This window comes from Candidatus Paceibacterota bacterium (genome assembly GCA_035530615.1).
Lineage (GTDB): Bacteria > Actinomycetota > Actinomycetes > Nanopelagicales > Nanopelagicaceae > QYPT01.
Map to the genome: position 1 here is coordinate 99,432 of DATKUL010000002.1, position 14,113 is coordinate 113,544.

At 49.4% G+C, this 14,113-nt stretch carries 12 protein-coding genes and 1 pseudogene; 8 read left to right on the forward strand and 5 right to left on the reverse strand.

Annotation, left to right across the window (positions count from 1 at the left end; all coding sequences use genetic code 11):
• Positions 1-66: 66 nt before the first annotated feature.
• The 3 genes from obgE (at position 67) to VMW30_03525 (ending at position 3,682) form a co-directional block, all read left to right on the forward strand.
• Complete coding sequence (gene obgE / locus VMW30_03515; GenBank protein ID HUW87427.1) at positions 67-1,602, forward strand: GTPase ObgE; 1,536 nt, start codon at positions 67-69, stop codon at positions 1,600-1,602.
• Positions 1,599-2,714 carry a glutamate 5-kinase gene (gene proB / locus VMW30_03520; GenBank protein HUW87428.1) on the forward strand — a complete coding sequence of 372 codons (1,116 nt, stop codon included), beginning with the start codon at positions 1,599-1,601 and terminating at the stop codon, positions 2,712-2,714. Before obgE ends, proB begins: the two co-directional genes overlap by 4 nt.
• Before the next feature lie 98 nt (positions 2,715-2,812).
• Positions 2,813-3,682 carry a fibronectin type III domain-containing protein gene (locus tag VMW30_03525; GenBank protein HUW87429.1) on the forward strand — a complete coding sequence of 290 codons (870 nt, stop codon included), beginning with the start codon at positions 2,813-2,815 and terminating at the stop codon, positions 3,680-3,682.
• 20 nt (positions 3,683-3,702) lie between these two features.
• On the opposite strand, the gene VMW30_03530 is transcribed toward VMW30_03525, so the two are convergent.
• Positions 3,703-4,872 (reverse strand): serine hydrolase, encoded by a 1,170-nt coding sequence (locus VMW30_03530; GenBank protein ID HUW87430.1) that lies wholly within the window; start codon positions 4,870-4,872, stop codon positions 3,703-3,705.
• Positions 4,873-4,905: 33 nt separating this feature from the next.
• Here VMW30_03530 and VMW30_03535 point away from each other — a divergent pair, with 33 nt between their 5' ends.
• The gene (locus tag VMW30_03535; protein ID HUW87431.1) at positions 4,906-6,174 is read left to right on the forward strand and encodes a glutamate-5-semialdehyde dehydrogenase; all 1,269 of its coding nucleotides are present in this window, start codon (positions 4,906-4,908) and stop codon (positions 6,172-6,174) included.
• Here the strand turns inward: VMW30_03535 and VMW30_03540 are convergent.
• Together VMW30_03540 and VMW30_03545 are read right to left on the reverse strand one after the other, a co-directional pair.
• Positions 6,171-6,785: a nucleotidyl transferase AbiEii/AbiGii toxin family protein gene (locus VMW30_03540; protein HUW87432.1), complete on the reverse strand. Its 615-nt coding sequence runs from the start codon at positions 6,783-6,785 to the stop codon at positions 6,171-6,173. The genes VMW30_03535 and VMW30_03540 overlap by 4 nt on opposite strands.
• Positions 6,782-7,525 (reverse strand): type IV toxin-antitoxin system AbiEi family antitoxin domain-containing protein, encoded by a 744-nt coding sequence (locus VMW30_03545; GenBank protein ID HUW87433.1) that lies wholly within the window; start codon positions 7,523-7,525, stop codon positions 6,782-6,784. Before VMW30_03545 ends, VMW30_03540 begins: the two co-directional genes overlap by 4 nt.
• A gap of 143 nt (positions 7,526-7,668) precedes the next feature.
• On the opposite strand from VMW30_03545, the gene VMW30_03550 reads away from it, so the two are divergent.
• From VMW30_03550 to VMW30_03560, 3 genes and pseudogenes are all read left to right on the forward strand, one after another.
• Positions 7,669-8,163, forward strand: a complete 495-nt coding sequence (locus VMW30_03550) for a helix-turn-helix domain-containing protein (GenBank protein ID HUW87434.1) — start codon at positions 7,669-7,671, stop codon at positions 8,161-8,163.
• Between the two features lie 179 nt (positions 8,164-8,342).
• Positions 8,343-8,558 (forward strand): annotated as a pseudogene (locus VMW30_03555) (type II toxin-antitoxin system Phd/YefM family antitoxin).
• A gap of 128 nt (positions 8,559-8,686) precedes the next feature.
• Complete coding sequence (locus VMW30_03560) at positions 8,687-8,962, forward strand: Txe/YoeB family addiction module toxin (GenBank protein HUW87435.1); 276 nt, start codon at positions 8,687-8,689, stop codon at positions 8,960-8,962.
• Between the two features lie 393 nt (positions 8,963-9,355).
• On the opposite strand, the gene VMW30_03565 is transcribed toward VMW30_03560, so the two are convergent.
• A complete protein-coding gene (locus tag VMW30_03565; protein ID HUW87436.1) occupies positions 9,356-9,682 on the reverse strand; it encodes a type II toxin-antitoxin system PemK/MazF family toxin in 327 nt (108 codons plus the stop codon).
• On the reverse strand, positions 9,679-10,002 hold the full coding sequence (locus tag VMW30_03570) for a hypothetical protein (protein HUW87437.1): 324 nt from the start codon (positions 10,000-10,002) through the stop codon (positions 9,679-9,681). Before VMW30_03570 ends, VMW30_03565 begins: the two co-directional genes overlap by 4 nt.
• A gap of 704 nt (positions 10,003-10,706) precedes the next feature.
• Here VMW30_03570 and VMW30_03575 point away from each other — a divergent pair.
• On the forward strand, positions 10,707-14,087 hold the full coding sequence (locus tag VMW30_03575) for a P-loop NTPase fold protein (protein HUW87438.1): 3,381 nt from the start codon (positions 10,707-10,709) through the stop codon (positions 14,085-14,087).
• The last annotated feature ends 26 nt before the right edge of the window (positions 14,088-14,113 follow it).

Genomic DNA, 14,113 nt, shown 5'->3' on the forward strand with positions numbered 1-14,113 from the left:
GCTCTTTTATTTTTACGGAGCATTTAAAATTTAAGGACTACTTACCGACAATCGAAGGGAGCAGAGATGACAACATTCGTTGATCAAGTCACGCTCTTCGCCTCTGCCGGAAAGGGCGGCGATGGATGCGTCTCCGTGCACCGCGAGAAGTTCAAACCCCTCGGTGGTCCAGATGGTGGCAATGGAGGACGCGGCGGAGATATCAAACTCATTGTCGATCCAAACGTCACAACACTTCTTGATTACCACCACTCACCACATCGCAAGGCAACGTCCGGTCGCGCAGGATACGGCGATCGCAAAGATGGACCTGCAGGTGAAGATCTCACTCTTAAAGTTCCCAACGGCACTGTTGTCTTCGATGATAAAGGCAATCAACTTGCCGACTTGGTCGGCAACGGGACTGTCTTTATTGCAGCGCAGGGCGGACACGGTGGCCTGGGCAACTTGGCGTTGGCCTCCTCCAAACGTCGCGCACCCGGCTTTGCGCTGCTTGGCGAGCCAGGCGAAGAACGCAAACTCATTCTCGAGCTCAAGAGTGTTGCCGATATCGCACTCGTGGGTTACCCAAGCGCTGGAAAGTCTTCTCTTATTGCAGCCATGTCGAAGGCTCGTCCCAAGATCGCGGATTATCCATTCACCACCCTTATTCCCAACCTCGGCGTAGTGGAGGCGGGGGAGACTCGCTTTACTGTCGCTGACGTTCCTGGACTTATTCCTGGTGCAAGCCAAGGTAAAGGCTTGGGACATGAATTTCTCCGTCACGTCGAACGTTGCGCCGCGCTCGTTCAGGTTCTGGATTGTGGCACGCTAGAAACAGATCGCAATCCGATCCAAGATTTAGAAATCATTGAAAACGAACTCGCCGAATATGGCGGGCTCGAAGATCGCCCACGCATTATTGCTCTCAACAAAATCGATCTCCCTGATGGCGCAGCAATGGCCGACATGGTTGCACAGACACTTCGCGATCGCGGGTATGAGGTCTATCCAGTCTCCGCTGCATCGCATGCCGGATTGCGCGATCTAACTTTCGCCATGGCGCGCGTCATTCAGAAGAATCGAGCCGCCGCCGCGACGGAAGAACGGACACGAATTGTTCTGCGTCCAGTCTCCGTTGATGACTCCGGTTTCGTTGTCATTCCAAATGAAGACGGCTCTTTCTCCATCACGGGCACGAAGATTCTTCGCTGGGTCCGTCAGACCAACTTTAAAAATGCTGAAGCCATTGGCTACCTTGCAGATCGCATGGCGATACTTGGTGTCGAGCGCGAACTTCTCAAGAAAGGCGCAGTCGCCGGAAGTGAAGTACGCGTTGGAGAAGGCGATGACGCTGTTATCTTTGACTGGGAACCAACGATTGAATCGGGCGCCGAACTCCTGGGTGCGCGAGGTCAAGATGAGCGATTTGATTCTGTGTGGCGCGGATATGAGAAGGTCCAAGACCAACTCAGCGATGAAGAACTCGCCCGTCAGTGGGAATTTGCCATTGACGATCCCCGCACTCCGGTATTGAAGTCGGAATTGGAAATGGACGCGGAAGATGTGGCCGAGGCGACTGCTGATTCAGAAGAAGATTCAGAGGTTGAGGAAAGCCGATGAGTCGCGGGCATATCTCCAAGGCTAAGAGAATTGTCATTAAGGTGGGTTCATCTTCGCTGACGGGAAAGGCTGGGTCAGAATTAGACCCAACTGCCGTAGATCGCCTGGTTGATCTCGTGGCAACTTGTCGCGAAAGAGGTGCCGAAGTTGTCCTAGTTTCATCTGGTGCCATTGCTACCGGACTTGCTCCACTGGGGCTCAAGGCCAGACCCAGAGACTTAGCAACGCAGCAGGCCGCCGCCGCGGTCGGACAGGGTCTGCTGCTGCACCGCTATACGGAGAGTTTCGCACGCTACCAAACAACGGCTGCCCAAATCCTTCTGACCACCCAGGATGTCATCCATCGCTCTCATTACAAGAATGCCCAGCGCACTCTTTATCGTTTGCTCGCCCTCGGCGTTGTTCCAATCATCAATGAGAATGACACAGTTGGCACGCAGGAAATTCGCTTCGGAGACAATGATCGACTTGCCGCTCTGGTTTCACTCGTCATTGGGGCCGATCTACTTGTTCTGATCTCCGACATTGACGCTCTCTATGACGCGCCTCCAACAAAAGTTGGAGCACAACGGATCAGCGAGGTTGAGTCCGTCACCGATATTGACGACGCAACAATAGGCGGAGTCGGCGCCGCCGGAGTCGGAAGCGGGGGAATGGTCACCAAAGTCGAAGCCGCCCGTATTTCGACTAGTGCAGGTATCCCAATGCTCCTCACTTCTCTTGCGCAATCGAAGAGAGCACTCGATGGTGAAGATGTGGGCACTTACTTCCATGCACAGCACTCCAAAACAAATTCACGTTTACTCTGGCTCGCACACGCCTCCACGCCCAATGGTCGCCTGACTGTCGATGCTGGAGCAGTCACGGCTCTAATCGAGCGGGGCGTCTCACTTCTTCCCGCTGGCGTTACTGGGGTCGAAGGGGAATTCAGTGCGGGTGATGCCGTGGAAATCGCAACCCAAGATGGACGCGTTATTGCACGCGGCCTGGTCGCTTTTGATTCTGTGGAAATTCCTCAGATGCTGGGACGTTCAACGAAGGAACTTGCCAAGGAATTGGGCGCCGAATACGAACGCGAACTCATTCATAGGGATGATCTAGTTCTTCTCTAGCTTTTGCAAATGTGGGCTGCCACTCTCATTTTCTTCACTACTCAAATGCGCCTCTTACTAGACTTTTTGTCACGGCAAAGTCGTGTTGAGGAGTGGCAATGGAAGGTTCGCGTCGCCGAAGGTTCTCCATATTCGCAATTGTTTTCGTGCTTATCGGCCTCAGCGGGGTTAATATCTCTGGCGCTGCTACTTCCAAATACTCGCTTCCTTCGGCCCCGACAAATGTCACCGCCGTAGGTGGATTGAATAGCGCGACATTGAAGTGGAAAGCGCCTGCGACGAATGGCGGCAGGGCTATTACTTCGTACAGGATTACCTACAACCCCGGTAAGAAAGTTTACGTTTGTAAGAGTTCGGCCACGACATGCAAAGTTCCTATCGCAAATCCCAACAAGCCAAGCAGCAAACCGGCACCGGTCTGGTTCTATTTCACTGTGGCGGCGGTGAATTCAGTTGGAACCGGGCCCGATTCAATCGTGGGATTTGCGCGCGTACTTGTTCGTTTTCGGGCGACAAAATATATCGCGCCCAAGTATGCGAGCCCTACTCCTACAGCGACGACCGCGCCTTTGCCGACAGCGACCCCAACTCAGTTTCCACAGCGTCCTGGCATCACAGCATTCGATGGGAAGTACGTTGGCACTGCCATTGTGACGGTGACTCAGAACGACAATGTAATCTCCTTACTTTCCTCAACGCTCAACACCTCTAACACTGTCCTCAATGGCGACATCATTGGAACCGCCGATATCTGGAAGATCAACGGCTATGTCACTGATGTGTCCGGTGTCGCCACAGTCACTGCTTCAAACTCGATATACGGAGCAATGACCTTTACAGTGACGTTTGTATCTGATCCAGTGACGCATGTGGTGAAGGGAACTGGAAAGGGAACCAACACCGTCGAATATCCGGGTTTGGGCACCGTCAAAGTGGTCTTCGACTTCAGCATCTCCAACGCCGCCTAGGACCAAATGCAAATTTGGGCTTAGTACGCTGCCGTCGCGACATCGTGCAGAACCCCTGCAGTCAGTTCTTCATTATTTCCATTATCAGTTGGCTCATCACTTAGTTTCACAATTACCATGTGAGTACTGGGCTGAATGAAGATGTACTGGCCGTGTAGCCCCAAGAGCATCGACGATCCCGCAAAGGGATGCCACATCTGTGCGCCATATCCCCAGCCGTGATCTAGAGTTGTTGCGGCAGTAGTGAGGCGATTCATCCAAGCCGCATTGATCAAGTTGGCATTTCCCACTTTACCTGCGCCGTTATTGAGAACTAGCGCGCCAATACGTGCCCAGTCTCGTGCTGTGGCATTGAAACAGCAGAAAGTCTTCTCTAGACCTCCCACATGGTCCACGTTCCAGAACGCACTCTGCTCGGCACCGATGGGCTGCCAGACATGTTGGCTGAAGTAATCGGAGACACTCATACCGGTGACTTTCTTGATGATGAAACCGAGCATTTGCGTATCAACGCTTCGGTACTCGGATTGGGTTCCTGGATCCCAATTCATCTTTCGGTTGTGCTCCATAAAGAAATTGAGGTCGGTGGTCGCATACATCTGCGCAATGGCCACACCCCAGCCGGAGGGACCACTTGGATAATTGTCACTCACGCCGACACCGGATTGCATATCGAGAAGGCTCTGAATAGTGACCGTGTCGAAACTTCCACCAGTTTTGAATTCGGGGAAGTACTGAACAAAGGTGTCAGATTCTTTGATCTTTCCTTCTGCGATAAGTTGGCCGATCATGATGGAAGTCAAGGTCTTAGCCATTGAGTACGAAGGGAGCTTGCTCAGTGCGTTTATCGACTTGCCGTACCACTCATAGGTAATCACGCCATCGCGCACCACTAGAAAAGCAGTAGTTGAGGTAGTTGCCAGGAAATCCTTGAAAGAAATATTCACCCCATCCCAATTGACGCTTGCAGGCATAGACCCTTCTGCCGAACTCCACAGAACAGGCTTGGTCGCAGGATCGACAATATGAAATGGCATCAGAGTCGGCGTCTTGGAGGCCGGAGCAATTCCCAATCGAATAGCGGCGATAGGTTCGGGGTAGTGGATTATCCGAGTCGCGCTGAAGAGAAGGATGTAGAAGGCAAGGAGTCCGATGACTAGATTTAGAACGAAGCGAAATAAGGTGCGCACCTGTGAATCCTAAGCCCGTATAGGCTTGCCTTTATGGATGCCGCAACGCTGATCTCCGACCTTGCCACTCGTGCCCGACTTGCTGCCCGCACTCTCACAACTGCATCGGGATTAGAGCGAGAGGCAGCCCTACTCGCCATTGCCGATGAAATCGAGAGCAGAAGCGAAGAGATCCTTGCTGCTAATGAAGAAGATATGGCTCGTGGTCGCGCCGAAGAGATGCACCCGCAACTTCTTGACCGGTTGCTCCTCACCCCACAAAGGATCCGCGATATTGCAAAGGGCGCACGCCAAGTCGCCAATCTTCCCGATCCACTCGGAATAACCCTGCGCGAATCCACCCTTCCCAATGGACTTCACCTCAAGCAGGTCACAGTTCCATTCGGGGTTGTCGGCATGGTTTATGAAGCTCGCCCCAATGTCACAGTCGATGCCGCTGTCATCCTTCTCATGTCCGGCAACGCCGCACTTCTCCGTGGTTCATCCAGCGCATCCTCCAGCAATGAAGCACTCGTCAACATAATGCGCGATGCCCTTGCCAAGACAAATATCTCTCCTGATGTCATCCAACTTGTCCCTTCCTACGATCGCGAAACCGTCCACGCTCTCCTGCACGCCCGTGGCAAAGTAGATCTGGTCATCCCACGCGGAAGCGCGGGGCTTATCCGCATGGTTGTTGATGACTCCACGGTTCCAACTATCGAAACTGGCGCCGGTGTCTGCCATGTTTACGTTGACGAATTCGCTGACCTCGAAAAAGCAATTCCAATCCTTCTCAATTCCAAAACCCATCGCCCAAGTGTCTGCAACGCTGCCGAGACCCTTCTCGTTCACAGTTCAATCGCCGACAAGTTCCTCCCGATGGCACTCATAGCGTTGTCTGAAGCGGGGGTTGTTCTTCACTCTGACGAGAAGGCACTAAAGATCGCAGACTCCATTCACATCGCCTCGTCATTAGCAACGGATGAGAATTGGCAGACCGAGTACGGCGTTCTTGAAATGAACATCGGCGTCGTTGATTCCGTCGATGAAGCCATCGACCACATTGCCAAGTACGGAACTCAGCACACCGAAGCAATCGTCACCGAATCAGAAGCCGCCGCGAACCGATTCATCGCGCTCTCCGATTGCGCTGCCGTCATGGTCAATACTTCAACGCGATTTACCGACGGCGAACAGATGGGCTTTGGCGCCGAAATCGGCATCTCCAACCAGAAACTCCACGCTCGTGGTCCAATGGGTCTAGAAGCAATGACCACGACCACCTGGATCGTGAAGGGCGACGGCCAGATTCGAAGTTAGATGTAAATGAGATTTACGCGATCCCTTTCGGATGTGATGTTAAAAGGGATCAGATCCCATTGAGGAGTACCAGAAAAGAAACCTTTGATGAATGAGCGACTGGCTTCGCTAAACCCAGTGATGATGTCGCGGCGCAGCGCCTCTCGGACTTGTACGAGTTCATCAATGATCTCCGCGGGATCAAGAAGCATTGCGGATACATCAATTGCGAAGATTTCTGATGACATTGGATTTAGTGAACGGAGTTTTGGCTCCAATACGGTTCCGCGAAACACAGTGTTAATCTCAATTTTTACTTGAGTCGAACCGTTGGTGATTAACAACTGTGATTCATTGACGTCCTCCGCAATAGCACGGTGGACACGTAGCCCCATACCCTCCGAAGTTTGTGCGATCTTGCTGACTTCATCGTTGATCGCGAGCAAAGCTTCATCACGTGTTATACCGATCGGAAGAAACACGGCATCAATGTCGACGGACAACCGCGGCATGTCATCGAGATACAGATTGATTGCGGTGCCGCCCTTGAGTGCCAATTGGCCACTTTCGAAAACACTCGGCAGAACCTGTAAGAGTAGGCGGACCGCGTTAACGTATTCGGTTTGCATCATGCGGGAAGCACCAACTTCGTACCGTCAGCGAGTTTCCCTATCCATCGCGACGAACTTCCTGTTGGAAGTATGTATTTGGCACGTAATTGCTCGACATTTATATTGTCAGCTTCATGACCCCACATCAGGAATAGGCGGACTGTTCGCACATTCGTGCATCCTTCAAGCAATTCGCCAGCATGTTTTACTCGCATACCCTTCGTTGCGAAGAACAGGTGTCGAGCTTCTTCCAAATCCACTTCTGTTTTGATATCTCGCAGAAGTTCAAGCAGGGCACGCTCGCGCGCGGATACTTTCACGTGTGGTGTTAACTCTGGTGGCGTGAATAATCCTCGACCCGCTACCTTGTTGTTAAGAAGTGACCAAGACCGGTAGTTAGATGGAAACTGGCTTACAAACCAACTTGGCAATGTGGTTTTTTCCTCGCCCCATAAGGTTAAGGTTTCAACTGTCGATAGATAGTGGGTCACTCCCTGCCACGCTAAGGCAGTCTTCCCTCCCACGTGTAGCCCAATGATGCGTTCTTGCAGGAATAGTAGGCATTGGTCTCGATCAAGACGCCCGCCTGGAAATGCGTAAACTCCGGGTCCTAATCGAGTGAGCCACCCAGTACGCGAATAATGAGCGGCGAGGGCGCCCGAGACTCTGTGGTTGGCCAGGGTCTTGAGGTCCAGTGGTTGATCATGGCGAACTGAGCGAAGAAGTCCGTTGATTAGAAAATTGCTCTCTATGTCAGCCACTTTCGAAAAATACACCCTTTTTTAATCATTTTCAACCTTTAGCCTGAGGCTTTTGAACTTACTGAGCGTGTTAGAAGACCTTGGCTGATTCCTTGCATACGGTGGCCGCAAGGGCAGCCCAGAGTAGGTTACAGTTATTGCAGATGACAGTTATTACACTTGGAGATGCTATGGCAAGTCCATCTGCCGTAACTCAGGTTACGGCCAATAAAAGTGAACGAGAGAATGCCACAGAAGTATTAGCTTTTTTCGCTTCGCATGGAACTAACGTAAAAATTGTCGCAAAGGATGGATCCTCGCTCAAATTAAGTCGTGCGCTGACAGAAGTATTGGAAAGTGCGGCAGATCTTGTCGAACGCACAGGCCAAGTACATCTTGATAATGCAGAGTCTCAGTGGCTCAGTCCAAACGATGCTGCTGCACTGCTCGGCATTAGTCGGCCCACTGTTCTTAAAATGATCGACGAAGGTCTCATGCAAGCAGAGAATGTGCCGGGTAGCAGCGCCCATAGACGCTTACTTAGATCAAGTGTTGAGTCATTCAAGGTCGAACGCGATGTATTTCACGGACAAATGAATAAGGCGGCTGAACAGGCAATCAAGACAGGTCTCTTTTCTCGGGCTGCCAGGAAACATTGACGGCAATTGAGTCCAATGAATTAACTAACTGAATTAATTAAGTAATAGTCAAAACTGTCCCTGTCATCCGTTCGCTTCTTTGGAACAGACAGTTAGGGGTTTGAATCCCATCGTGTATCTGGTACAAAATCTCGTACCAGATGCTAGGGTTCTCTCTTGGGTAAGAAAAGGAGCACATCATGGTCATAACTGCCTCGGAAGCTCGGGCACAACTCTTTCCACTAATCGAACAGGTTAACAACGACAGTATGCCAATTACCATCACATCAAAGAAGGGCAACGCCGTCTTGGTCTCGGAGAGCGAATGGGAATCAATGATCGAGACAATGTATTTACTTAGAACCCCAACCAACCGAGAGCGCCTTGCCAGAAGTCGCGCTGATGTCGCAGCGGGAAGGTTGATTGAATTTACGCTGCCACTTTCCAGCGCTTCTCGGGTAAAAAACAAAGTCACTAAAAGCAAGAAAGTGACGACCCCTACGAAAGCAACTAAGAAAGTAACAAATAAAAAAGTTTCCTCTTAATGCCAAAGGAGCCATCACTCAGGAAACTTAAACTTTCAGAAGATGCCTGGGAAGACTTAAAGTTTTGGGAAAGTACCAGTCCAAAAACAGTTGAACGTATTAATGCGTTGGTTGATTCAATTATGAAAAGTCCAAGTACAGGAATCGGTAAACCAGAGAAACTTAAATATGAACTTTCAGGAACGTGGTCTAGGCGCATTAACCACAAAGACCGAATTGTTTACCAAGTTGAGGATGAAACGCTAATTATTTTGCATCTTCGAGACCACTACTAGTTGAATGAGGTTCCCCGAAGATAAGGCGCAATCACGATGGCTCTTTTTGGTTTATTGAAGTATTTACAAAAAGTCGCCAACGGCTGATTCTTTTCCCACTCTTAGTTTGCCCTGGGTCTAAATGGCTGACCAGATAGTCATGATCAAGAAACTTTATTTTGGATGCCCTAACTCGATTAGTTGTTTTCACCACAGTTGGTCTAAAGACTTGCTCGGTGAGAGCCCAGTGCCTTGCTGCGGTCCACCCCGAGAAGTAACAGGGTGACCAAACTTCAGTAGCTACCACTAAGGCATCGTTCGACCACATCGCCAAGTACGGAACCCAACACACCGAAGCGATGACCACGACCACTTGGATTGTGAAGGGAACTGGTCAGATTAGAGGATAGAGAATTAGATTGAAAGCGCTGCTTTCAATCCTTCATTCAGATTCGACATGGCCCCTGGGCTTAGGGCACCAAGATCTCTGAGGATTTCATCTTCATACAGTTCAACGATGTCATCGCAGACAGCCCGACCGAGAAATACTTCTCCCTTACCCAATTCGACAATGCTGGGAATTCTTGGTTTTGACGAAGTCGTGAGCCGCACGGCGAGTACTTGCGGAAGCTGGGAATTGCGCTGATTGTTCGAAACGACAACAAAATACTTTTCATTCTTAAGGTTGGATAATTTTGCTGCATACACTCTGCCACGAAGAAGTGGCCAAGGGGAGTTCATGCTTCTTCTGACCATGTAGGACGACGGCGACGGGCGCCTGTTTTTTGTTGTTTGGATTCAACTTTTGATAGTGAGGCGGCGATTTCGGCATATCCCTCGAGCTCGGCCCTCTGTCGAACCGCGGCGATTCCAGCTTTGAATATCGCGGTCAATAGGGCGGCCTCGCTCATTTTTGCGTTGAATACTTTCATCTCAGATAGTTGCTCAAGAGCAATCTGGTACGAGGACGATTCACGGATCTTGGAAAGATCGCGCTCATTCTGCTCAGTGAGCGGGAGAGATGTTCGGCGTACAACTGGGGCTTGAATGCGAGTTGTCATGCCTAAGATAATGCCACAGTAAGTGATGCACTACAACTCGCAGCCGGTGCCTGTTAGAGAGCCTCGGCGGTGGACTTGGCCACGGCGCTGGCACAGGAGGGCGAGAGTACGCCGAGGCCAGTGCGCTCGGACCCTGCTACTTACCCGATTTCTTGCTTTCACGTTCATGCGAACGAATGAATTACCAGTGATGCAATCCCTTTAATCTTTGAGGGTGAGCGGTCCAGTTTTAGTCTTGAATATGAGTGCATAAATGTGGAATAACAAAGATAGTGCCGAAGGTTGATGGAGGCAGATGAACCTTGAGGCTGCGACTACGACGACCGAGATTGTGAACGGGATGGGTCAGATTCGGAAATGAAAGGAATGCCCTCGTGCCAGTGGTTTTCGCCTTCCTTATGGGCGAGTGAGCACTACAAACATGTCGACTCTGTGTTGGAATTGTCCAGTAAGAAATTTTTTTGTCGGATTGTAGTGCCCTACGAATCCAATTACCTGGACACTGCGCTCTGAGTCATGAGATTCTGACCATCTGTATTCTGATGGTGGTTTGTTAAAGAATTCCGCTCGAGGGACCGTGCCGAAATCTCATAACGATTCCTTTCAGGAATACTTAGGTTCAAAGGGGAGATTTCACTATGCACGAAGTCGAGAACCATCAATCAGTAGATTCTCAGAGTTCGCGAGCGGGTAGAGTGCAACTCTTGTCGGAGACGCCATCTCAAAAGGATCTTTTTGACGGGCAAGCGCATGAAAAAGTCGCATCGGCAATTACGAGTCTCCTAGAAGACCCGGACTTGGTATCCGGGAGAATCGTTGGCCTAGAAGGCGCCTGGGGCTCTGGAAAATCCACGATTGTCGGCTTAGTGGTCACTAAAGTGGATCCAGGTAAGACTGTGACCGTGATGTTTGATTCTTGGGCACACCAGGCAGATCCGTTGAGAAGAGCGTTTCTAGAAACTGTAATAACCACCATGGCGAAACTCGGTCACCTTAGTGAGAACTTGGCGGATGGGTTCCGAAATCAGCTTTCCGGCAAGGCAACGAAGGTCATTACCAATTCTTCTGCCTTCTTGTCTAAAGAAGGGTTAATTGTTTCGTTATCATCACTCTTAATGCCATTAGGGGTACACCTGTCTTCTATCAAAACGACAACTTGGCAGGGGTCGTACCGTGTACTTGGAAATATTCTCTTAGTTGCGCCCCTGCTTGTAATCATCGCCATGTTGGGATTTCAAAAAGTGGGAAAGTATTTGGTCAAGAGGTCGGAAATTAACGAGAAAGGTCTAGAAAATTCGAGAGGAAGTGTTTGGCGAAAGAGGCTATCCGAACTCGAGCCTCTGAGTTTTTTCGCTAAAAGTCAGAAAATCAATACTACTGCGCTTGGAGTCGAAAGAGGAGAGCCAACTTCTCTGGAATTCGAAAAGTTGTTCAAAGAGATCGTGGAGGCGTCGACGCTAGATTCTCGGCAGTTATTAATAATTTTAGATAATCTGGATCGCGTTGACGTGGAGGTAGCACGACAGTTATTTGCAACGATGCAAACATTTATTGAAATATCACGAACTTGGAATCCCTCACATCACACGAAAATATGGTTGCTCATTCCCTATGATCCCCAGGGATTGGACTTGCTTTGGAATCCGGTTGAGTTAGGAAATGATACGAGTGATGAGAATACATTGCCACTTCCATTTACAACTCCCGTCTCCGTAGCATTTATTGAAAAGTTATTTAACGTGCGATTCGAAGCACCTCCTTTAGTTGTCTCAGACTGGCACAAGCGTCTTCGTGAACTTCTCGCGGAAGCTTTACCAGGACATGCTGAGGACGAGTTTGATGAAGTTCGCAAACTTCGGGTTCGGTATGTGCAATTTCAATCCAGATCGGTCGTATCACGGGAAGCCCCAACTCCGCGTCAACTCAAAAATTTTGTGAATCAAATCGGCATAATCCGTAGATTGACAAATACTGTTCCCCTGCCTCAAGTCGCATATTATGTACTTCTTCGACAAGATAGAATCAATGTGGCGGAGATGCTTTTGGGATCTCCGCCTCGAAATTCGAAGGTTGAGGCCCCCCTTGGCCAGGATTTGGCGACAAATTTGCTGGCATTGCACTTTGGAACGGATCCAAAGCTAGCCCAACAACTCTTCATAAGTCCAAGGCTGATTGGGGCATTTGGCGAAGGATCTGTCGATGGAATCGTAAACCTAAAGACGATGCCTGGATTTATTGAAGTGGTTGAGAATCTCGATGTTGACGACATGATATTGGCTGGCGGAAGTGAACTAATGAGAAATCTCGGGACCCTTTACTCGGCGAAAGTTTTCGAAAGCCCAGAATTAGGTAAGTGGCTCGAGAAAGATGTATCTCGGATTGCTCGCAAAGTGAGTTCTTGGACCCTAGACGGCAGCGCATCGGGGGTAGGTCTTGCCTTGATTTTTAGTAAGTTGAAACCAGATGGCCCAAGCCTTGCTGACTTAATTGCCAAGATTTCACCTATTTCTGTGAATCCGAATCCGGTCGAAAGCGAAGCATATTTTCTTGGTTTTGTGGGGTTCCTGAGCGCAATGACTCATGACTTCTTCCCGAATGATTTATTCGAAGTGCCAATTCAGTTTCCCACAGTGAATCTAGTGCTTCATGTTTCAAGGTTATTGGAATTAGTTAGTGATACGACGGATTTGAGTAGAGTGCAGATCCAAAATACTCCTGAAGAGATCGCTCGTGCGCTAGTCGATTCATTGCAAGATGATCAAATTCAAGGGCTTGAAACTGCTCTTCGGTGGCTTCTAAATCTCGGAGGGAAGATTGACTTGGCTGTTCTGCAACTAGGTCTTACTCAAGCTTTGGATGCAAGAGCCATAGATTCCAAGGATAAAATAGTTTCTTCCATTAAACTGATGGAAGAAGTATCTCTAGAAACAAATACCGACCAGTTCTTAAGACCTTTGGCCGAGAGTGGTGCCCTTTTGCATTTGACGTCGGTAACTTCCGGAAATGATTTTTTTGATTTGATGGCAAAGGTCACCCTGCTTCATTTGATAGCAACTCCCTCAATGACAGAAACCGTTCTATGTGGAGACTCTCGGAGTGGAAAACAAATTTTAGAGCAAGTCCTTCTATATCCTGCCAACAACACTCAAGTGATCGCAGAGCAATCACTATGGCTCTCAGAGCATTCCGACAAAGCATTCTTAATCCTCCAAAGCGTCAGACCGTATTTCCCCCTATGGGTTTCTTCGTTAATGCATGATCTTGCAAGATTATCTTCCCTTGTCATTAGTGCAGATCAATATTTGTCTCATTTGGAGTACTTGCGATCTGAATTCATTCCTTCGGAATTGGATTCAATTTCCCGACACTTGTTCGTTATGCAGACGAGTCGTCTATACATCATGAGCAATTCTTCTGATATCGAATTAGCAATTTCAGCATTGAGAATTTCTCAATCAGAACCCGACATAGGGTTAGAAATACGCGAATGGGCCAAAGAAATAGTTTTAGGTTTAAAGGCAACGGATTGGGAAGTTGCCCTTTTGAATCCAGAGGGGGCCCCCCTTCTGACCTTGGCGGTATTGTTGGCGGACACCGATGAAAGTCCTTTGAACCCCACCGGGCTCCCTAGTGCGCTTCATTTGCATTTCGATAGGCTCGCAGAGGGATCTGCGGTCTGGCATCCGGCTCCGGAGATTTTTGTAAAAATAACTTCTCTACTTCCCAGCGCATCAAGGCAAGTTATCGCTCAGGAATTGTGCTCGAAATTGCAGCCACTTGATGGCGAGGTTCCTTCGGAGCTGCTCTTAACGTATCAAATTTTTCTGGGCTCTGAAAAGAAGTTTCGAACTCATTTAGCACTGCCACATTTAATCGAACGAGCCGTCTCTAAGCAACAATGGGGGACAGTGCAATGGATCGTCGAATTAGCGGATAGATACAAAGATACGCTTCAAACGAGCAGAGGGTCTGATGGTATGGAGCACCTCAAAGTGACGGTGAAAGAGAAATTGGGCGAATTCCAAGATCCTCAAGCAAGCCCACCCGAATGCCTTCTAGCTCTCGCTAAGAAACTTGGCTTATAAAGGCATTTACTAGCTGTTGCGACAAT